This is a genomic window from Actinomadura macrotermitis (genome assembly GCF_009604375.1).
Lineage (GTDB): Bacteria > Actinomycetota > Actinomycetes > Streptosporangiales > Streptosporangiaceae > Spirillospora > Spirillospora macrotermitis.
In genome coordinates, this window is sequence record NZ_WEGH01000003.1 from 1373760 (window position 1) to 1392453 (window position 18694).

Consider the following 18694-nt stretch of genomic DNA (forward strand, 5'->3'; position numbering starts at 1 on the left):
GTCAGCGGTTCTTCTTGGCCCGCCCGGGCGGGGTCGCGCGGCCGTGGCCGGGGCGCGTGGCCGACGGGGTCGGGGTGGGGACCGCCGTCGGCGTGGTGGCCGACGGGGTGGGGGTGGGGGTGGGGGTGGCCGAGGCGTCGACGGGCGCCGGTGTCGTCCGGCCGCGCTCGGTATCGGTCGGGGCGGGAGCCGGGGGCCCCGAGCGGCGGGCCGCGGGCGGGGTGACCGGGGCGCCCGGGCCGCTGATGACGCGCCCGTCGGGGCCGCGGTGGATGCTCTTCAGGCTCGGCGGCGGCTCCGGCTTGGCGGTGTGCCGGGGGCCGTGCCCGCTCCAGGGTGTCAGGGGGACGGACGCGCCGGTCGCCACGATGATCCCGATCGAGCCGAGGAAGCTCACCAGCAGCCCGGCCAGCACCAGGCCGACGCGGCGGCCGAGGCGGGCGCGGCGGCCGGTGGAGTCGACGAAGACCGGCGGCCGGAGCGGGTCGCCGGGCGGCGCGGGGGCGTCGAGCGGCGGGGCCGGGACCGCCGGGGCGCGGGTGCCCTCGGGCTCGCCGGTGGTCGTCAGGGTGTCGGTGGTCATCTCGTCCATCACTGGTCGGGGAGATCTCGACCGTTCAGCGCCACCATCCCCGGAAGTGTCACACCACCCGGAAAATGCCTGCAAAATGGCGGGCGTGACGGACGCGGCGGACGACGACCTCGGTCGCGCCCTCCGCGCCGCCCAGGGCGGTGACGAGGGGGCGTTCCGGCTGCTGTACCGGGACCTGCAGCCCCGGCTCGTCCGGTACGCCGCCTCGCTGGTCGGCACGGACGCCGAGGACGTCACCTCCGAGGCGTGGCTGCAGATCGCCCGCGACCTGGCGGGGTTCCGCGGCGACCTGGAGGGGTTCCGCGGCTGGGCCGCCACGATCACCCGCAACCGGGCGATGGACCTGCTGCGCCGCAGCGCCCGCCGCCCGGCCGCCGGGCCCGACGCCGAGGCGCTGCTGGCCTTGCCCGCGCACGGCGACACCGCCATGCTCGCGCTCGAGGGCCTGGCCACCCGGGAGGCGATCGCGCTGATCGCCGAGCTGCCGCGCGACCAGGCCGAGGCGGTGCTGCTGCGGGTGGTCATCGGGCTGGACGCCCCGGCGGCGGCGCGGGTGCTCGGCAAGCGCCCCGGGGCGGTGCGCACCGCCGCCCACCGGGGCCTGCGGCGGCTGTCGGACAGGCTGGGCGCGACGGAAGGGGCGCGATGAGCGACGAACGGGCCGGGCACGGCCCCGGCCCGCAGGACGCCGAGCTGCTGCTGGCGGGCGGGCGCGTCCCGGGCCACGAGCGGCTCGCCGGGCTGCTCGCGGACGCCGCCGCGCCCGCGCCGCCCGGGCCGGTCCCGGGCGAGGACGCCGCCGTCGCGGCGTTCCGCGCGGCCCGGCCGCTCCCGGCGCGGGCCGCCCGGTGGGGCGGGCGCCTGGCCGCCAAGGTCACCGCGGTGGTGTGCGTCACGTTCGCGGCGGGCGGCGTCGCGGTGGCGGCGGGCACGGGCAACCTGCCCGGCCAGGCGCCGGAGCCGTCCCACGGGCGGCGGCACACGCCGGCGCCGGGGCACGGCGCCGGCTCGGGCCGGGCGCCCGAGCCCGCTCCCCGGCCCCGGGTCACCGGCACGGCCCCGGCCGGCCCGCCGCCGTCCCCCGGCCTGGCGCCGTCGCCCTCCCCGCATCCGGGCTGGAAGGGGAAGGACCGGGAGAACGCGCATCACCCGGGGGGTCCGGCGAACCCCACGAAGAAGCCCAAGCGCAGCCACAAGCCGAACAAGCCGGATTCGGACGACAGGCCCGGCGGCAGAAGAAAAACGCCCGATCCGCATAAAGTGAGGCCGTGAGCGACGTTCTGGACGACAGCGAGATCGAGCGCATCCTCGTCGTGATGGCGCACCCCGACGACGTCGACTTCGGCTCGGCCGGCACGGTCGCCGGCTGGACCGACCGCGGCATCGAGGTGACCTACCTCATGGTCACCGACGGCGACGCCGGCGGCTTCGACGACGGTGTCACCCGCGAAGAGATGGCGGCGCTGCGCCGCGACGAGCAGCGCGCCGCCGCCAAGTGCGCCGGCGTCACCGACGTGCGCTTTCTCGGCCACCCCGACGGCCGCCTGGAGGCGACGCTGGACCTGCGCCGCGACATCGCCCGGGTCATCCGGCAGGTCCGCCCGGACCGGGTGCTGACGCAGTCCCCCGAGCGCAACTACGTGCGCATCGCGCCGAGCCACCCCGACCACCGCGCCGCCGGGGCGGCGGCCCTGGACGCCGTCTACCCCGACGCGCGCAACCCCTACGCCTTCCCCGAGCTGCTCGCCGAGGAGGGGCTGGAGGCCTGGACCGTCCGCGAGGTGTGGCTGTCGGGCGGGCCGGCGCCGGAGCACTACGTGGACGTCACCGGGCAGTTCGACCGCAAGGTCGCGGCGCTGCGCGCGCACGCCAGCCAGACCGGGCACATGGGCGACGGGCTGCCGGAGATGCTGCGCGGCTGGCTGTCGGGCAACGCCCGCGCCGGCGGCCTGCCGGAAGGGCGCCTGGCCGAGGTGTTCCAGGTCGTCGACACCGCCTAGCCGGGACCGCCGCCGCTGCTGCTACCGTGCGCGGATCCGACCTCCCCGGGAGCCGTCCATGCCGTACCGAGTCCAGGCCACCGCCACCGTGCGCGGTTCCGCCGAGGCGATCTTCAACCACATCGCGGTCGCCGAGGCGTGGAACGTCTGGGGCCGGTTCCCGACCCGCGCGCACCGCGAGCGGGACGGCGCGCCGGAGCCGAACGGCGTCGGCGCCGTCCGGCGGATCTTCCCGGCGCGCGAGCGGGTGGTGGCGTACGAGCCGTCCACCCGCTACTCCTACGTCGCGCTCGCCGGGCTGCCGCTCCGCCGCTACCGGGCGGACGTGACGCTGGAGCCGCGGGGCGAGGGCACCCGCGTGGAGTGGTCCGGCTCGTTCGAGCCGCTGGTCCCCGGCACCGGCCCCCTCGCCAAGGTGGTCATGGGCCGGATGCTCGGCTCGTTCACGTCCGGCCTCGCCCGGCACATGGAGCGCTGCGAGCCGGGCTGCCCCGGCCGGCTGAACTGAGTCTTTCCTACGGGAATAGTCGCCAATTCGGCGGGGTTGCCGGGGGCATGACAATCGGAGTCGCCCTCTCCCCTCCCCCGACCGGAAACGCCGTGGACGCGGTGGCCGCGCAGGCGCGCGAGGCCGCCGACGCCGGCCTGCGCTCGGTCTGGTTCGGCCAGCGCTACGACTACGACGCCATCGCCCTCGCCGGGCTCGTCGGCCGCGAGGTGCCGGAACTGACCGTCGGCACCTCCGCGGTGCCGATCTTCCCCCGGCACCCGCTGGTGGTCGCCGCCCAGGCGCAGACGGCGCAGGCCGCCACCGGCGGGCGGCTGCAGCTCGGCCTGGCGCTCGGCGCGCGCGTCTCCGTCGAGCCCGTCTACGGCGTCCCCTACGACCGGCCGGTCGCCCGGCTGCGCGAGTTCCTGACCGTGCTGCGCGGGCTCGCCGCCGACGGCACCGCCGCCTTCGAGGGCGACACCCTGACGGCCGCGCCGCCGCTGCCGACCACGCTGGCGGGCGCGACGCCGCCGCCGCTGCTGGTCGCCGCGATGGGCCCGAACGCGCTGCGCGTCACCGGCGAGCTGGCCGACGGGACGCTGCCCTACCTGGCCGCCCCGCGCGCGCTCGGCGAGCACATCGTGCCGCAGCTCACCGCCGCCGCCGAGGCCGCCGGACGGCCCGCGCCGCGCGTCGTGGCGCTGGTCAGCGGCGTCGTCACCGACGATCCGGCGGCGGCCCGCGACGCCGTCGCCGAGGCCACCGCGATCTACGACCGGATCCCGTCCTACCAGCGGGTCATCGCGCTGAGCGGGGCGGAGCGGGCCGCCGACCTCGCCGTGGTCGGCGACGAGGAGACCCTCGCGGCGGCCGTGCGCGCCCACTTCGACGCGGGCGCGACCGAGGTGGTGTTCACCGGGACCGGTCTGCTCGGCCCCGCGGCCCGCGCCCGCACCTGGAAGCTGCTCGGCGAGCTGGCCGGGGCGTAGCGCCGGCCGCTTGGAAGCGGGCCGGGACGTCTGCGATGATCACCGCGATGATCTGGATCCGGGTGCTCGGCCCCGTGGAGGCCGAGACCGGCGGCGCACCGGCCCGGCTCGGCGGGCCGCGCCAGCGCACGGTCCTCGCCCGGCTGGTGGCGGCGCGCGGCGAGGCGGTGCCGGCCGAACGGCTGGTCGAGGACGTGTGGGACGGCGCGCCGCCCGCCCAGGCCCCGGCCTCCCTCCAGGCCTACATCTCCAACCTGCGCAAGCTGCTGGAACCGGACCGTCCCCCGCGCGCGCCCGCCCGGCTGCTGGTATCGGCCCCGCCCGGCTATGCGCTGCGTCTTCCCGAGGACGCCGTGGACGCCTGGCGCTTCGAACGGCTGCTCGCCGAGGCGCGCAAGGCCCCCGACCCGCGCGCGCTTGTGGACGAGGCGCTGTCGCTATGGCGAGGCCCAGCGTTCGCCGAATCCGCGGACTCCCCCTGGGCCCAGGCCGAGATCGCCCGCCTGAACGAACTCCGCCTGGCCGCCCGTGAACTGCGCGCCGCCGCCGCGCTGCGCCTCGGGGACCCCGGCGCCGTCCTGGAGACCGAGCGCCTGACCCTGGACGCGCCGCTCCTCGAAGAAGGCTGGCGGCTGCACGCGCTGGTGCTGTGGCGCACGGGCCGCCAGGGCGACGCGCTGGCGACGCTGCGCCGGGGCCGGGCCGTCCTCGCCGAGGAGCTGGGCCTGGACCCGAGCCCGGCGATCACCGACCTGGAGCAGGCGATCCTGCGGCAGGACACCGACACCTTCGACCCGCCGGCCCCCGGCACGCCCCACCCGGCGGAGGCCTGGGCGCTGCGCGAACCGCCGATCGTCCGGCCCGAGGAGGAGCTGTTCGTCGGCCGGGACGCCGAACTGGCCGTGCTGCGGGGCGTCGCGCGCGAGCCCGGGCCCCGGGTCGTGCTCGTCACCGGGGAGGCCGGGCTCGGCAAGTCGTCGCTGCTGGCGCGGTTCGCCGCCGGGCTGCGCCGCGACGGCGGGCTGGTCGCCGCCGGCGCCTGCCCCGAGGATCCCGGCGCGCCGCCCGCGTGGGCGTGGGCGGAGGCGCTGCGGACCGTCGCCGCGGCCGTCCCGCCGCCGCCGGAGGCCGCCGCGCTGCTGTCGGACACCCCTCCCCCGGCTTCGGCGGGCGGCCGGTTCCGCATGCACCGCGCCGTGTGGGACTGGCTCGGCGAGGCCGCCCGCCGCCACCCGCTGACGATCATGCTGGACGACCTGCACTGGGCCGACGCCGAGACCCTCGCGCTGCTGGCGGCCGTCACCGACGCGCCGCTGCTGCTCGTGGCCGCCTACCGCGCCGAGGAGACCGGCGACCGGCTCACCGGCGCCCTCGCCGTGCTGGCCCGCCGCGCCCCCACGCGGATGGCGCTGCACGGCCTGGCCCCGGCCGCCGTCGCGCGGCTGGTCGCCGCCGAGACCACCGCCCCCGTGGACGGCGCGACGCTCGCCGCGCTCGCCGAGCGCACCGGCGGCAACCCCTTCTACGTGCGCGAGAGCGCCCGGCTGCTGGACAGCGAGGGCGGCCTCGGCACGGTGCCCGAGGGCGTGCGGGACGTGCTGCGCCGCCGCCTCGCCCGGCTGCCCGAACCGGCCGTCGCGGTGCTGCGCCTGGCCGCGCTCGCCGGGCCCGAACCGGCCGTCGAGCCGCTGGTCGAGGCCGCCTACACCGACGAGGACAGGGTGCTGGACGCCCTCGACGCGGGCCTGGCGGCGGGCCTGCTCACCGAGCCCGCGCCGGGCCGGATCCGGTTCGTGCACGCGCTCGTCCGCGACACCATGACCGCCGACCTCAGCGCGCTGCGCCGCACCCGCATGCACGCCCGCCTCGCCGCCGCGCTGGAGCGCCGCACGCCCGGCGACGTCACCGCCCTCGCCCACCACTACGCGCGCGCCGCCGTCCCGGACAAGGCCGTGGAGTACGGCGTCCGCGCGGCGGCCCTCGCCGAGGACCGGTACGCGCACGAGACCGCCGCCCGGCTGCTCGCCCAGGCCCTCGCCGCGTTCGAGACGATCCCCGGCCGCACCGCCGCCCGCCATGTCGAACTGCTCGGCACGCTGCTGCGCGCGCAGGTCCGCGCCGGGGACGTCGCCGCCGCCCGCGCCACCCGCCGGCGCGCGATCGAGGCGGCCGCCGGGCGCGACGACCTGCTGATCGCCGCGTTCACCGCCTGGACCGAGCCGACGCCCTGGCAGACCCGCCCCTACGGCCGGATCGACACCGCGACCGTCGCGCACCTGGCCCGCCTGCTGCGCCGCGAGGACCTCGCCCCCGCCGACCGCTGCCTGCTGCTGGACGCCTACGCCGGCGAGCTGTCCGGCGAAGGCGACCCCGCCGCCCGCGCCGCCGCCGAGGAGGCCGTCGCGATCGCCGGCGACCTCGGCGACCCGCGGCTGCGCGCGCTGACCACGCCCACCCTGCTGCGCGAGCTGCCCTACCACGACACCGCCGCGCGCGCCCGGCTCGCCCGCGAGCTGCTCGCCATCGACCTGCCGGCGGCGCGCTGGGCCGGCACGCTGAACCTGGCGGGCGCCGACGTCCGCGACGGCGACCCGGACACGGTGCGGCGGCTCGTCCGCGACGCCGAGGAGACCGCGCGCCGCCACGGCATGCCCGAGGCCGCGCTCGTCGCCGAATGCGCCGTCGCCACGCTCGCGCACATCGAGGGGCGCCCGGACGAGGCCGGGCGCCGCTACACCGCCGCCACCGAGGAGATGGCCCGCCTCGGCTCGCTGCACGCCACCGCGTTCCTGCGCCTGGCGCGGGCGACGCTCGCGGTCTCGGCCGGCCGCCTCGCCGACTTCGCCGGCGGCCCCGTGATCGCGGGCGACGCCGACCTGCGCGCCGCCGCGCTCGCCGCCGCCGGCCGCCTGGACGAGGCCCGCGCCGCCTTCGCCCGCCTGGAGCCGATCCGCCCGGACTTCTTCGTCACCCTGTTCGCGTCCTTCCGCACGATGACGGCTGTCGCGCTCGGCGACCGCGCCGCCGCCGCCGGGCTCTACGAGCTGCTGCTCCCCTACCGGGGCGGCCCGCCGGCCGGCCTGGAGAGCCTGTCGCTCGCGCTGCACCCGGTCGACCACGCCCTCGGCGGCCTCGCCCGCCTGCTCGGCCGGGACGCGGCGGCGGACGCCCACTTCGCCCGCGCCGCCGAGATCGCCGGCCGCTGGGGCGCGCCCCACTGGGCCGCCGACTCCCGCGCCGCGCTGTCCTAGCCCGGCGGTCCGGTCCCGCCGGCCCCGGCCCGCGCTAGACCAGGCGGCGCGCGGCGGCCCAGCGCGACAGCTCGTGCCGGTTGGACAGCTGGAGCTTGCGCAGCACGCTCGACACGTGCGTCTCGACCGTCTTGACCGAGATGAACAGCTCCTTGGCGATCTCCTTGTAGGCGTAGCCGCGGGCGATCAGCCGCAGCACGTCCCGCTCCCGCTGGGTGATCTGGTCCAGCTCGGGGTCGACGGCGGGGACGTCGCTGGCGGCGAAGGCGTCCAGCACGAAGCCGGCCAGGCGCGGCGAGAACACCGCGTCGCCCTCGGCCACCCGGCCGATCGCGTCGGTCAGCTCGGGCCCGGAGATGGTCTTGGTGACGTAGCCGCGGGCGCCGCCGCGTACCACGCCGATGACGTCCTCGGCGGCGTCCGACACCGACAGCGCCAGGAACCGGGCCTGCACCGTGCCGTGCAGCCGGCGCAGCACCTCGATGCCGCCGCCGCCGGGCAGGTGCACGTCCAGCAGGACGACGTCGGGCTGCACGGCCTTGATCACCGCGACGGCCTCGTCCACGTCGCCGGCCTCCCCGACGATCTCCACCGACCCGCCCAGCTCGGCCTTCACGCCGGTGCGGAACATCTGGTGGTCGTCCACGAGGACTACACGGTTGCTCACTTCTTGATCTCCAAACGGACCTCGGTGCCCTCGCCGGGGGCGGTGCGGACGGTGGCCTTGCCGCCGTTGCGCTGCATGCGTCCGATGATGGACCCGCGCACCCCCATCCTGTCCTGCGGGACGGCGTCCATGTCGAAGCCCTTGCCGCGGTCGCGCACGAAGATGGCCACCTCCTCGCCCGCCACCTCGGCGAACACCGACACCGAGGGCGCGCCGGAGTACTTGGCGGCGTTCACCATCGCCTCCCGGGCGGCCTGCAGCGCGGCGCCGACGGGCTCGTCCAGGACGGTGTCGCCGACCACCACGACCTCGATGGGCACGCCGTGCTGGTCCTCGACCTCCCCGGCGGCCTCGCGGACGGCCGCCGCGAACGTCCGGTCGGGGTCGGCCTTCGGCTGGTAGAGCCAGGTCCGCAGGGTGCGCTCCTGCGACCGGGCCAGGCGCTGCACCTCCTTGGGGTCGGCGGCGTTGCGCTGGATCAGCGTCAGCGTGTGCAGCACCGAGTCGTGGATGTGCGCGGCGAGCTCGGCCCGCTCCTGGGAGCGGATCCGCTCGTGCCGCTCGGCGTCCAGGTCCTGCCAGAGCCGGACCACCCAGGGCGTCACGATCACCGTCACCCCGGTCAGGATGATCAGCGTGGCGATCACCACGAACCGGGCCTGGCCGGGATCGACCTGCCGCGCCACGAACCCGCCGATGCCGCCGACGACCAGCAGCAGCCCGAACACGCTGCGCAGCCACATCCGCCGGAGCGGCACCACCCACCGCTGCCGCTGGTCGCGGTCGGCCTGCTGCCACAGGATCGCGGCGCCCACGCCGCCGACGATGAACGGCCAGAGCGCCACCTCGGCGATGCCGGCGCCCGACGTCAGGCCCGACAGCCCGGCCGCGACGGCCGCGTAGGCGAGCAGCTGGCCCCAGTCGCGGCCGCGCACCCGGGCCGGCTCGGCGGCGTCGCGGGGCACCAGCACCCAGAACGCCCCGTACGCCGCGAAGCCGAGGCCGCCGGCGGCCGCGAGCAGCACGAACGCCGACCGCACGATGAGCACGTCCAGGCCGAGGTGCGCGGCCAGGCCGCGGCACACCCCGGCCACCAGCCGGCCCTCGCTCCGCCGTTCCAGCGGCGGCACCGCCTCGGCGGTCATCGATCGATCCCCACGTCACCGATCGTCACACGCCCGACCGGCGAACGCATCAGGGGCCGCCCCCGATCTCGTCTCAGGGTCGCCAGAACGCCAGGCGCCACCCGTGCCGCGAGGTGGCCTCGCTGCGGGCGCGGGTCAGGGGATCGGCGTCACTTCGGGCGTGGCCGGATCCGGGCGGTCGAACGCGGCGGTGGGGCGCCCGCGCAAGTGCAGGTCGAAGAAGGCGGCGAGACAGGCGCGCTGGACCGCGACGGAGCGCGCCGGATCGATGGTGCCGACGAGATCGGCCAGCGGCAGGCCGGGCAGGCGCCGGGCGAGCTGCGGGAGCATCGCCTGCAGGTCCATGAAGGACAGGTGCCGGGTGCCGGCGATCCGGACCTCCCGCTTCCAGCCGGTGGAGTGCGCCCGGAAGTCCCGCCAGGACGGCTCGGTCTCCCGGGTCGTCGTCTCGCCCGCGACCTGGAGGAACGGCTTGGTGACGCCCGTCGCCACGACCGGGCCGACCAGCCTGCCGTCGAGGTTGGCGCCCGCGTCGACACGGGGGTCGTCATGGACCGTCTGGGCCGCCGCCGCCCCGCCGAAGGAGTGGCCGAACACGCCGACCCGGGACAGGTCCATCGTGCCCGCCAGGCGCGCCCTCCCGAGGGGCGTGGCCGCGGCGGCGGCGCCGCGGTCGATGCGCGCCAGCCGGTCGAGCACGAAGCCGATGTCCGCCCGCCGGGTGGCGAAGAGGGTCTTCACCAGCGCGTCGAACTCCTCCTCGGTGGGGTCGTCCGGGAGCCTCCCGCGCTCGACGCGGCCGCCGGGGAACTCCACCTGGTCGGGCTGGTAGGTGTGGTCGACGGCGACGACGACGTACCCGCGGGAGGCCAGGTCCTCGACCAGCACGGTGCCCAGGGTGCGGGGACCGTCCAGGCCCGGCGAGTACACGATGACGGGCCGCCTCCCCCGGCGCGCCGGGACGGCCGTCCGCGCGTGGGTCCGGGTGGCCGCCCAGTCCACCCGGCCCGGTGCGATGCCGAGGTCGGAGGCCGTGTTCCGGTCGAAGTCGGCCGCCGCCCGCGCGGGCATCTGCGGGGCCGCGGGGCCCTCGCGGGGGCCGCGCGCCGGGTACCAGAGGCTCACCATCAGCTCCCGGTAGGGCCGCGACGGGCGCAGCGAGTCGTGCCGCGACCGGTCCACCAGGCGCAGGGGGAGCGTCCCGACCGGGTACCGGCCCGTCGGCGCGGGCAGCGTCATGGTGAGCGCCCGTGCTGGGGGACGGAGCGCCGGAGGACGGAGCGCTGGGGGACGGGGCGCTGCGGACGCGGGCGCCACCGGGAGGAGGGCCAGCGCGGTGGCCATCACGGTGACGCGGCGGAGAACGGGCATCGGGCCTCCCCGGCCAGAGGGTTCGCGGGCTGGGACGACCCTTTCGCGAATCGGCCCCGGGCACGTCCGCCACAGGGCCGATCCCGAGTGCGCCTCCGTCGGCCTCAGGGCATACCCGCGTCAGACTCAAGGACCATGCACTGGCCGGGCGGGCGGCCCGGGGCGGCGGGCCGCGTGTCCGTCCGCGGTCACCCGCCGCCCGTCGCCGCGGTCCTGCTCTTCTCGGCCGTCAGCGCTCTTCCCGGTAGAGCACGTGCTCGCGGGCGACCGGGTCGTACTTGCGCAGGGTGAGGCGGTCGGGGTCGTTCCTGCGGTTCTTGCGGGTCACGTAGGTGTGGCCGGTGCCGGCGGTGGACCGGAGCTTGACCACGGGACGGAGTTCGTTGCGGGCCATGAGGCCTCCTTTCGACCTGCCCAACAATAACGGTAACCATTTTCATTCCCGGGCATGCCTGCCGAGCCGCGCTAGGATCGTCCCCGTGACTGCCGGGTCGGCCATGGGCCACGCACGAGTGAGGCGCCCGGCCCCCGCATGAGCCCGGGGCGGGCGCGAGGCCCGCCGCTCCTCTCCGCTGTTTCCCCTTCCCACCGAAACTCCGGAGAGGCACCTTCATGCAGCATGTCCAGCTGAACCACACCGTCGTCCACGCCCGCGACAGGCGCGTCTCGGCCGAGTTCCTCGCCGGGATCCTGGGCCTGGAGGTCGGCGCCCCGTTCGGGCCGTTCCTGCCGATCGACCTCGGCAACGGCGTGACGCTCGACTACTACGAGAAGACCGACGAGCCCATCCAGGGCCAGCACTACGCGTTCCTGGTGCCCGAGGACGCCTTCGACGCCATGATCGCGCGCCTGGAGCGGATCGGCGTCACCTACTACGCCGACCCCCACCACACCGAGCCCGGCCGGGCCAACACCCTGTTCGGCGGCCGCGGCGCCTACTTCGCCGACCCCGACGGCCACAACATGGAGATCATGACCCGCCCCTACATCCGCCCCTGACGTGCCGTCGGTTCGGGCTCGCACAGGGGGCTCCGCGATGAGTTCCGGTGGGGCCGGTGGTCTGCGTTCATGACGGATCCGAACGAGGGGGAAGCATGAACTCACCGGCCATCGGCAGCATCCTGCTGGCCAGCACCGATCCCGGACGCCTGCGCGCCTGGTACGAGAAGGCGTTCGAGGCGGAGGCCGACGGGGACGGGTTCCTGCGGCTGGGCGGGGTCGGCCTGCTGATCGACGGCCGCGACGACATCGCGGCGACGGCCGCCGAGCCCGCCCGCGTGATCATCAACCTGCACGTCGGCGACGCCAGCGCGACCGCCCGGCGGTTGGACGCGCTCGGCGCGACCTGGGTGGCCGCGCTGGAGTACCGGGAGCCGGCCGGCGCCTGGTTCGCCACGTTCGCCGACCCGGACGGCAACCACGTGCAGATCATCGAGCTGACCCCGGCCTACTGGGCCGCCCGCCGGAAGCGGCTCGGCGGCCCGGTGCTGGCGGCGGCGTCCGTCACGACGCGGCTCCCGGCCCAGGACCTGGAGCGGGCCCGGCGCTTCTACGCCGAGAAGCTGGGGCTGGAGCCGCTCGAAACGCGTCCGGGCGGCCTGCGCTATGAGGGCTTCGCGGTGTTCCGGTCCGCCGGCAAGCCGTCCGGGGAGCACACGCAGATGGGATGGCACGTCCCCGACCTCGCCGCGACCGTCGCCGAACTGCGGGAGCGGGGCGTGGAGTTCGAGGAGTACGACCTGCCGGGGCTGCGCACCGCCGGCGGCATCGCCGAGGTCGCCGGCAACTACCCCTCCGCCGGCGGGTTCGGCGAACGCGCCGCGTGGTTCCGCGACAGCGAGGGCAACCTGCACGGCATCGGCCAGACGCTCCGCGGCTAAGCCGGGCTCGCGCGCACCCGGGCCTTGTCGCCCCGGGGGCCGTGGATGTGCAGGATCTCGACGGTGCGGTCGCTGCTCGGGCCGAACCAGTGCGGCTCGGCCGTGTCGAACTCGGCGACCTCGCCGGGGCCGAGCGTGATCTCGCGCTCCCCCAGGACGAGCAGCAGCTCCCCCGCCAGGACGAACAGCCACTCGTAGCCGGGGTGGGAGACGAGCCTGCGCGGCTTCGGCGCGATCACCTGCTTGAAGACCTGGAGGCGTCCCGGGTACTCCGTCAGCGGCACCAGGACGCTGCCGTCGCGGTGCCGGCGCGGGGTCAGGTGGACGCGCGGGTCGCCGGTGGCCGGGGCGTCGATGAGCCGGTCGAGCGCGACGCGGTGGGCCCGCGCGATCGGGATGAGCAGTTCCAGGGTCGGCCGCCGCTTGCCGGACTCCAGCCGGGACAGGCCGCTGACCGAAATGCCCGTCACGGCCGACAGCGCCTCCAGCGTCATGCCGCGCTCATGGCGCAGCGCGCGCAGCCGGGGGCCGATCGCGGCGAGCAGTTCGTCCAGTTCGGCGTCCACGCCCGCCAGTGTGGCCCTCTTTGCGGTTTCTGCAAATTCCCTCACGCCCCGACAGGCGGCGGCCCGACAGTGAGGCCATGAACAAGGACCCAAGACGCTGGACGGTATTGGCGATCTGCAGCCTGAGCCTGTTCCTGGTCGGCCTGGACACCACGATCGTGAACATCGGCCTGCCCGCGATCGGCGCCGGCCTGCGCGTCGGCACCCGCGGCCTGGAATGGACGGTCGACGCCTACACGCTCGTGCTGGCCGGCCTGCTGATCACCTCCGGGGCGCTGGCCGACCGCGTCGGGCGGCGGCGCGTGTTCCGGCTCGGCCTGGTCGTGTTCGCCGCCGCGTCCGTGGCGTGCGCGGTCGCGCCGTCGATCGGCGTGCTGGTCGCGGCGCGCGTCCTGCAAGGGGTCGGCGGGTCGATGCTGAGCCCGGTGGCGCTCGCGATCGTCGTCAACGTGATGACCGACCCGCGGGAGCGGGCGCGCGCGATCGGCGTGTGGGCCGCCGTCTTCGGCGTCAGCATGGCCGCCGGGCCCCTCGTCGGCGGCGCGCTGGTCGCGGCCGGCGGCTGGCGCTCGCTGTTCTGGGTCAACGTGCCGGTCGTCGCGGTGGCGCTGGCGCTGACGGCGCGCTACGTCCCCGAGTCCCGCTCCGAGCGGCCGCGCCGCCTGGACGTCCCGGGGCAACTGCTGCTGATCGTGCTGGTCGGCGGCTCGGTCGCCCTGCTGATCGAGGGGCCGCACCTCGGCTGGGGCTCGCCCGCCGCGGTCACGGGCTACGCCGTCGTGGCCGTCGCCGCGCTCGCCTTCGGCCGGGTCGAGACCCGGCGGGCCGAGCCGCTGATCGACCCCCGGCTGTTCCGCCGCCCGCCGTTCGCCGCCGCCGTCGCCGGCGCGGTCGTGGTGTTCGTCGCCCTCAGCGCGACGCTGCTGCTCAACACCCTCTACCTGCAGCACGCGCGGGGCATGACCGCGCTCGCGGCGGGGCTCGTCACGCTCCCGATGGCCGTCGCCGCGACCGTCTGCGCGCCGCTCTCGGGTGTGCTCGTCGGCCGCGTCGGCCCCCGCCCGCCGCTGCTGCTGGCGGGCGCCTTCATCGCGGCGGGCGGCCTCTGCCTGCTGGGCCTGGACGACGGCACCGGGACCGCCTACCTGTCGCTGGCCTACCTGCTCATCGGCGTCGGGTTCGGGTTCGCGAACGCGCCGATCACCAACACCGCCGTCAGCGGCCTGCCGCCCGCCCGCGCCGGCGTCGCCGGCGGGATCACCTCCACCGCCCGCCAGCTCGGCTCGGCCCTCGGCATCGCCCTCGCGGGCAGCCTGATCGCCGGCACTCCCCCCGCCCGCCTCGCCGAGGCGTCCCGCCCCGGCTGGCTCCTCGTCGCCGGCTGCGGCCTGCTGGTGCTGGCCGTGGCCGCGCTGGCCCCGGCCAGCCGACGGCCGGAACTCATACCGGCGGTGAAGTAGAGCACACCCTGATTAAGCGCTCTTTCCGAGGGGATATAGCGGCCCCGGTCGCCACGCGTGAAAAGAGAACAGACTTGAGCATCACGCATTCCGTGGAATCCCCCGCGTTCGGATACGGACGATGGCAGCAGCCGCTTCACACCCAGCGCGATCGTGACGCCGAGACCATCCGCAAGGCGCTCCGCAAGGCCGGATGCCCGGAGTTCCGGCACCCCGGCGACGGTTTCTACGTCGACGGCGGCCATGACGACGGCCCGTTCCTGGTGGGGTGCGCCAGCCGGACGCGCCACCGGCGCCTCAGCCCGGCCGCGCAGCTCGCCGCGTACACGATGGTGCTGACCGCGGCGGGCATGCTGGTCGAACCGCAGACCGGCCCCGAGGCCAGCGCGTCGGTCCTGCACGTCCGGCTGCCCTGACCCCAGGGTCAGCCGCCGGTGAGGGCGCGCAGCTCCCGCGCGGCGGGCAACGCCCGCGCCGGCCCGGGGAGTGCCTGGATGATGCGCTTTGTCTGGTGGCCGATCAGCGTCGTGCGCTGACCCGCCTCCACGACGGGCGCGAGAGTGGCCAGGGCGTGGCGCAGGCCTTCGCCGACGTCCCGCCGCTGGATCAGCGCCATCGCACGGTATAGGGCGGTCTGCGCCCGAGCGTGGGTCAGCTCGGCCGGGTAGCGGGCCAGCGCCCGGTCGAGCGCGTCGGCGGCCCGCGCGTCGCCGATGCGCGCCAGCGTCGCCCCCTGGACGGCCCACAGCGTGGACTCCGGCCATGACCAGGCGGGGATCTGGTCACGGGTGTCGGCGTCCGGCAGCGCCTCCGCCACCCGCTCGACGGCGTGCAACGCGGCCTGCGTCGCGCGGGCGTCGCCGACCTCGGCGGCCAGGTAGGCCCGCGCAGTCAGCGCCCGCGCCAGCCCGACGCCGGGCCGCCCGCGCGCCAGGGTGACCGCCTCGTCGACCAGCCCCGCCGTGACCGGCAGGGGGCGCCCGCCGTGCAGCGACCGCAGGCCCTCACGGGCCCGCACCCACACCGCGAGGTCGCGGTCCCCCGAGGCGTCGGCGGCCCGGCGGCTGGTGCGCCACCACCGCCACGCGGCGCGGTACTCGCCGAGATCGCACAGGTCCTCGGCCAGCAGCGCCGACAACCGGGAGGCGACCCGGCACAGGCCGGCCCGTGTCGTTTCCGGCAGATCGCGCTCAAGGACATCCCGCAACTCGCCCAGTTCGACCGCCAGCTCGGGGGCGAGGCGACCGGTGACCCCGGTCCAGTACGCGTGACCGTACTCCTGAACGGTGCGCTCCCAGCCGTCGAGGTCGGGCATGTCCCCGAACATCCGCCCGAGTCCGGCGCGCAGCTCTTCCAGCGGGGCCAGGACCGGTGCGACCGTGGCGCCCAGGGCGACGGCCGCGGCGTCCTGCATGAGCCGGCGCCGTCTCACCTCGTCCTCGCTTTCGGGGGAGGCCGTTTCCTTCAAGCTACCCGGCGGCGGCGCGGGGAAAAGGTCCGCTTCATTCAGCGTGAACGCGGTGGCGTAGGCGGACGCCCAGTCGCGCGGGTGGTGCCTGCCGCGCTCCCAGTCGAGGATCTGCCGCACCAGCGACGAAACGCGCCTGCGCTCCGGCGGGGCGCCGATGGCCTTCAGCAGCTCGCGCGCCATGCGGTGCTTGTTCCAGCCGCGTTTCTCACGCTCGGCACGCAGGCGCGGGCCGGTCTCGGTGGTCGTCACACTCACCTCGCTACACCCGGAGGACCCCGGACGCTCAACCCTCCGGGCGGCCTCTTCAGTCTCCGCCTTCCGGGCGCTCCGCGCAGCCGATGAGCTGGACTTCATCGACCCAGCGTGAAGGAGTGGCTACCGGATGGATGTGCCTCGGTTGTACTCGTGGGACGTCGAACAGGGCGGGGCCGGGGGCGTGACCGACGATCCGGTGCGCGCCATCGACCATGTGAACACGGCGCTGGCCTCTTCTCCCCCGGGCACCTGCGCGGTCGTGAAGCGGGTGCAACTGTCCATCGGGCTTGTTCCCGGTTACCTGCTGGTCGCAGAAGTCGGGCGGGCGCGGCGCGATCAGGTCACCGGGCACGTGGTGTGGGAGGTCGTCCAGGTCCCGCCGATGCGGCTGAGAAGATAAGGCCAGGTGAAGGGATCGAGCGGTGGAGGTTGCCGGGCATGTTGTGGCCGCCGTATGACGCGGGCTCGCTGGAGCGGCTGGGGCTGGGCGGCGAGGCGGCGTCCGCGCTGGGCGGGCAGGGGCTGCCGGCCGACTGCAACCGCATGTTCGTGCGGGACCCGGCCCGGGAGCTGGAGGTCCGCGATCTTCCGCAGGGCCGGGCGGCGTTCCTGGGCGCGTTCGAGGACGGCGTCAACACGTACTGGCTGCTCATCGACAGCGGCGAAGTCTGGATGGCCCGCGGCTATGAAGGCCGGCAGTACGGGCTGGTCAACTCGTCGGTCGAGGGCCTGCAGCAGATCCTGGCGGCGTGGGTGGCGTTCACCCGCTCGGGCAGGAGCGACGAGGACGACGACTACGAGGACTACGTCGAAGACGTGATCGAGCGGGCCCGGCAAAGCGATCCGCGCGTGTTCGAAGACGAGGATTCTTGGTGGTCGCGCGTCTTCGAGGAGGTCGAGCTCGGCGTCCTCGCCCCGGAAGAGGCGTAGGCGGCTAGGGCGTTTCTGCTGGATCTCGGGTCATGCCGGGCACATCAAGCGCGACTACGTCTTCAACCGCACCCTCACCATTGCCGCGATCAAGATCGGGCTCCGGTCGCCGTCCGCGTTCCACCGCCCGCGGGCTCAGCGGTGGGCGCGCAGGATCGGGGCCCAGGGGTCGCGGGGTGCACTGCGGGCGAACTCGGCTGCGGTGTCGGGGGACGTGCGGTTGGGGAACGTGGGCTGGAGCCAGGTCACGGTGACGTAGTGGCCGAGGCCGGTGACGTGCGCGCGCTCCCACCTTGCCCCTTTGGGGAAATTGACGGTCATCGGAATCCTCACGAAGCCGGTCTTGCGGGTGAGCGCCTGGCGCAGGCGTTCGGCGGACTTCTGGTCGCGTACGTCGATCACGGCCAGCAGCGCATGGTAGGAGCCGTCGGTGCTGTGGTAGACGGTGCGGGCGACCTGGGTGCAGCCGGTGCCCGGCAGTACCTTGTCGAGCTTCCAGAGCATGTCCTCGCAGGGGGCCCGGACCCGTTCCACCTGGCGGTAGGTCAGCTTGCCCGACCTGCTCTGGACCTGCTTGGCCCGGTCACCGGACAGTTCCGCCTCAGTGAGGACACCCGACTTCGCCGGGCGGATCGCGAGCTTTTCGTCCCGGACCACGGGGCTGCCCTCCAACGTGGAGGGCAGCACCTTGTCCTCAGGCAACCGGTACGTCTTCATATGCCTCCCGGGCTTTTCGGGAAGGGACCTGTAACCGAAGCGGGGCTGGAACCCGCAGGTGCCGACGAGGAACGCGAGTGCGACGGCGATGGCGGCACCAAGGGCATTGCGCTGGAAGGTGGTCATGACGCGCACGCTAAGCGGGAACCCCACCCGCCCAGGAGGGCTCCGCGTCCCCCTCCCAGCGGGACAGAAAACGGGACGGGAGCGGGGACCCCTGCGCCTGGTTCCGGGGATTGGAAGAACTCTCCGGCCACATAGTGACCGCGTTTCACCAGGGTGATCCGACATGCCTCGGAGCACCGCGCCGCTTCCCGGAGATCCGCGGTCGCACCGGTCGCGCTCCCCGAGTCCGCCCGAGTTCCGCCCGAAACGGCCTTAGTCGGCGCGGCGGTAGTGGCGGGCGGCGCGGGCCCGGTTGCCGCAGGCCACCGAGCACCACTCCTGGCGCGGGTGCCGCTTGATGAAGTACAGGACGCAGCGGGGCGCCGGGCAGGCGCGGACCCGCTCCACCTCCGGGCCCGCGAAGAAGTCGATGGCCGCGTGGGCGAGCCGGGCGTCGGCGGCGGTGTCCTGGGTGCGCTCCTGCCAGCCGTCGGTCCAGTCGAGGCGGCGGACGACGGGTGCCGCAGCGGCGTTGACCAGCGCGAGCGCCTCGGGGAACGGCGGCAGCCGTGAGGCGTCCGCCGCGCTCGGCGGGGCCGGGGCGACGGCCCGCGCGAACAGGGCCCGGACGGCCTGGCGGAGCGCCACCATCCCGGCGTGGTCATCAGAGGGGGGCAGCCCCTGGGCCTGCAGCCAGGCAGCGAGGCCCTCGGGGGTGTCGAGGGCGTCGGTCAGGCCGCTCCGGGTGGCGCGGATCGTGCTCGCGAAGCGCAGGGCCAGCGGATCGTCCATGCCCCCATTCTAA

The 18694-nt window shown here is 75.6% G+C and carries 21 protein-coding genes; 12 read left to right on the top strand and 9 right to left on the bottom strand.

What is annotated here, in order from left to right:
- Position 1 precedes the first annotated feature (1 nt).
- The gene (locus ACRB68_RS27750; RefSeq protein ID WP_153537260.1) at positions 2–583 is read right to left on the bottom strand and encodes a hypothetical protein; all 582 of its coding nucleotides are present in this window, start codon (positions 581–583) and stop codon (positions 2–4) included.
- A gap of 94 nt (positions 584–677) precedes the next feature.
- Here ACRB68_RS27750 and ACRB68_RS27755 point away from each other — a divergent pair, with 94 nt between their 5' ends.
- Genes ACRB68_RS27755 through ACRB68_RS27780 form a run of 6 tightly spaced genes read left to right on the top strand, consistent with a single transcriptional unit; the run spans position 678 to position 7322 of the window.
- Positions 678–1241 carry an RNA polymerase sigma factor gene (locus ACRB68_RS27755; RefSeq protein ID WP_328594865.1) on the top strand — a complete coding sequence of 188 codons (564 nt, stop codon included), beginning with the start codon at positions 678–680 and terminating at the stop codon, positions 1239–1241.
- Positions 1238–1864 carry a hypothetical protein gene (locus ACRB68_RS27760; protein WP_153537264.1) on the top strand — a complete coding sequence of 209 codons (627 nt, stop codon included), beginning with the start codon at positions 1238–1240 and terminating at the stop codon, positions 1862–1864. Before ACRB68_RS27755 ends, ACRB68_RS27760 begins: the two co-directional genes overlap by 4 nt.
- Positions 1865–1908: 44 nt before the next feature.
- On the top strand, positions 1909–2592 hold the full coding sequence (locus ACRB68_RS27765) for a PIG-L deacetylase family protein (protein ID WP_153537956.1): 684 nt from the start codon (positions 1909–1911) through the stop codon (positions 2590–2592).
- Positions 2593–2650: 58 nt separating this feature from the next.
- Entirely contained in the window at positions 2651–3100 is a 450-nt protein-coding gene (locus tag ACRB68_RS27770; protein WP_153537266.1) for an SRPBCC family protein, read from the top strand.
- A 47-nt stretch (positions 3101–3147) separates the two neighbouring features.
- Entirely contained in the window at positions 3148–4071 is a 924-nt protein-coding gene (locus tag ACRB68_RS27775) for a TIGR03564 family F420-dependent LLM class oxidoreductase (protein WP_153537268.1), read from the top strand.
- Positions 4072–4118: 47 nt separating this feature from the next.
- Positions 4119–7322: a BTAD domain-containing putative transcriptional regulator gene (locus tag ACRB68_RS27780; RefSeq protein WP_153537270.1), complete on the top strand. Its 3204-nt coding sequence runs from the start codon at positions 4119–4121 to the stop codon at positions 7320–7322.
- Positions 7323–7356: 34 nt separating this feature from the next.
- Here ACRB68_RS27780 and ACRB68_RS27785 read toward each other — a convergent pair whose 3' ends face one another.
- From ACRB68_RS27785 to rpmG, 4 genes are all read right to left on the bottom strand, one after another.
- Positions 7357–7989 (bottom strand): response regulator transcription factor, encoded by a 633-nt coding sequence (locus ACRB68_RS27785; RefSeq protein WP_328594867.1) that lies wholly within the window; start codon positions 7987–7989, stop codon positions 7357–7359.
- Complete coding sequence (locus ACRB68_RS27790; protein WP_153537272.1) at positions 7986–9134, bottom strand: ATP-binding protein; 1149 nt, start codon at positions 9132–9134, stop codon at positions 7986–7988. The genes ACRB68_RS27785 and ACRB68_RS27790 overlap by 4 nt, the downstream gene beginning before the upstream one ends.
- Positions 9135–9269: 135 nt before the next feature.
- Entirely contained in the window at positions 9270–10505 is a 1236-nt protein-coding gene (locus ACRB68_RS27795; RefSeq protein WP_153537273.1) for an alpha/beta hydrolase family protein, read from the bottom strand.
- Positions 10506–10734: 229 nt separating this feature from the next.
- On the bottom strand, positions 10735–10899 hold the full coding sequence (gene rpmG / locus ACRB68_RS27800; RefSeq protein WP_153537275.1) for a 50S ribosomal protein L33: 165 nt from the start codon (positions 10897–10899) through the stop codon (positions 10735–10737).
- Between the two features lie 218 nt (positions 10900–11117).
- Between rpmG and ACRB68_RS27805 the strand changes: the two genes are divergently transcribed.
- Together ACRB68_RS27805 and ACRB68_RS42595 are read left to right on the top strand one after the other, a co-directional pair.
- Positions 11118–11504 (top strand): VOC family protein, encoded by a 387-nt coding sequence (locus ACRB68_RS27805; protein WP_153537276.1) that lies wholly within the window; start codon positions 11118–11120, stop codon positions 11502–11504.
- Between the two features lie 95 nt (positions 11505–11599).
- Positions 11600–12385 (top strand): VOC family protein, encoded by a 786-nt coding sequence (locus tag ACRB68_RS42595; RefSeq protein WP_194293465.1) that lies wholly within the window; start codon positions 11600–11602, stop codon positions 12383–12385.
- Here the strand turns inward: ACRB68_RS42595 and ACRB68_RS27815 are convergent.
- Positions 12382–12951 carry a helix-turn-helix transcriptional regulator gene (locus ACRB68_RS27815; RefSeq protein WP_328594868.1) on the bottom strand — a complete coding sequence of 190 codons (570 nt, stop codon included), beginning with the start codon at positions 12949–12951 and terminating at the stop codon, positions 12382–12384. The two genes, ACRB68_RS42595 and ACRB68_RS27815, sit on opposite strands and share 4 nt — an antisense overlap.
- Positions 12952–13028: 77 nt before the next feature.
- Between ACRB68_RS27815 and ACRB68_RS27820 the strand changes: the two genes are divergently transcribed.
- Complete coding sequence (locus tag ACRB68_RS27820) at positions 13029–14411, top strand: MFS transporter (protein ID WP_153537278.1); 1383 nt, start codon at positions 13029–13031, stop codon at positions 14409–14411.
- A gap of 74 nt (positions 14412–14485) precedes the next feature.
- Positions 14486–14827, top strand: a complete 342-nt coding sequence (locus tag ACRB68_RS27825; protein WP_153537280.1) for a hypothetical protein — start codon at positions 14486–14488, stop codon at positions 14825–14827.
- 8 nt (positions 14828–14835) lie between these two features.
- On the opposite strand, the gene ACRB68_RS27830 is transcribed toward ACRB68_RS27825, so the two are convergent.
- Entirely contained in the window at positions 14836–16131 is a 1296-nt protein-coding gene (locus tag ACRB68_RS27830; RefSeq protein ID WP_153537282.1) for a hypothetical protein, read from the bottom strand.
- Between the two features lie 187 nt (positions 16132–16318).
- Here ACRB68_RS27830 and ACRB68_RS27835 point away from each other — a divergent pair, with 187 nt between their 5' ends.
- Together ACRB68_RS27835 and ACRB68_RS27840 are read left to right on the top strand one after the other, a co-directional pair.
- Entirely contained in the window at positions 16319–16537 is a 219-nt protein-coding gene (locus tag ACRB68_RS27835; RefSeq protein WP_153537284.1) for a hypothetical protein, read from the top strand.
- A 38-nt stretch (positions 16538–16575) separates the two neighbouring features.
- Positions 16576–17067 (top strand): SUKH-4 family immunity protein, encoded by a 492-nt coding sequence (locus ACRB68_RS27840; RefSeq protein ID WP_153537286.1) that lies wholly within the window; start codon positions 16576–16578, stop codon positions 17065–17067.
- Positions 17068–17202: 135 nt separating this feature from the next.
- On the opposite strand, the gene ACRB68_RS27845 is transcribed toward ACRB68_RS27840, so the two are convergent.
- Together ACRB68_RS27845 and ACRB68_RS27850 are read right to left on the bottom strand one after the other, a co-directional pair.
- Positions 17203–17910, bottom strand: a complete 708-nt coding sequence (locus ACRB68_RS27845; RefSeq protein ID WP_153537288.1) for a hypothetical protein — start codon at positions 17908–17910, stop codon at positions 17203–17205.
- A gap of 252 nt (positions 17911–18162) precedes the next feature.
- Positions 18163–18681 (bottom strand): ABATE domain-containing protein, encoded by a 519-nt coding sequence (locus tag ACRB68_RS27850; RefSeq protein WP_153537290.1) that lies wholly within the window; start codon positions 18679–18681, stop codon positions 18163–18165.
- Positions 18682–18694: the final 13 nt, after the last annotated feature.

What these genes read in the sequence shown, in the direction of transcription:
- ACRB68_RS27775 (WP_153537268.1), top strand. Translation starts at nt 3,148, where the DNA reads ATGACAATCGGAGTCGCCCTCTCCCCTCCCCCGACCGGAAACGCCGTG.
- ACRB68_RS27850 (WP_153537290.1), bottom strand. Translation starts at nt 18,681, where the DNA reads ATGGACGATCCGCTGGCCCTGCGCTTCGCGAGCACGATCCGCGCCACC.
- ACRB68_RS27795 (WP_153537273.1), bottom strand. Translation starts at nt 10,505, where the DNA reads ATGCCCGTTCTCCGCCGCGTCACCGTGATGGCCACCGCGCTGGCCCTC.
- ACRB68_RS42595 (WP_194293465.1), top strand. Translation starts at nt 11,600, where the DNA reads ATGAACTCACCGGCCATCGGCAGCATCCTGCTGGCCAGCACCGATCCC.
- ACRB68_RS27780 (WP_153537270.1), top strand. Translation starts at nt 4,119, where the DNA reads ATGATCTGGATCCGGGTGCTCGGCCCCGTGGAGGCCGAGACCGGCGGC.
- ACRB68_RS27750 (WP_153537260.1), bottom strand. Translation starts at nt 583, where the DNA reads ATGACCACCGACACCCTGACGACCACCGGCGAGCCCGAGGGCACCCGC.
- ACRB68_RS27760 (WP_153537264.1), top strand. Translation starts at nt 1,238, where the DNA reads ATGAGCGACGAACGGGCCGGGCACGGCCCCGGCCCGCAGGACGCCGAG.
- ACRB68_RS27820 (WP_153537278.1), top strand. Translation starts at nt 13,029, where the DNA reads ATGAACAAGGACCCAAGACGCTGGACGGTATTGGCGATCTGCAGCCTG.
- ACRB68_RS27770 (WP_153537266.1), top strand. Translation starts at nt 2,651, where the DNA reads ATGCCGTACCGAGTCCAGGCCACCGCCACCGTGCGCGGTTCCGCCGAG.
- ACRB68_RS27840 (WP_153537286.1), top strand. Translation starts at nt 16,576, where the DNA reads ATGTTGTGGCCGCCGTATGACGCGGGCTCGCTGGAGCGGCTGGGGCTG.
- ACRB68_RS27790 (WP_153537272.1), bottom strand. Translation starts at nt 9,134, where the DNA reads ATGACCGCCGAGGCGGTGCCGCCGCTGGAACGGCGGAGCGAGGGCCGG.
- ACRB68_RS27845 (WP_153537288.1), bottom strand. Translation starts at nt 17,910, where the DNA reads ATGACCACCTTCCAGCGCAATGCCCTTGGTGCCGCCATCGCCGTCGCA.
- ACRB68_RS27765 (WP_153537956.1), top strand. Translation starts at nt 1,909, where the DNA reads ATGGCGCACCCCGACGACGTCGACTTCGGCTCGGCCGGCACGGTCGCC.
- ACRB68_RS27805 (WP_153537276.1), top strand. Translation starts at nt 11,118, where the DNA reads ATGCAGCATGTCCAGCTGAACCACACCGTCGTCCACGCCCGCGACAGG.
- rpmG (WP_153537275.1), bottom strand. Translation starts at nt 10,899, where the DNA reads ATGGCCCGCAACGAACTCCGTCCCGTGGTCAAGCTCCGGTCCACCGCC.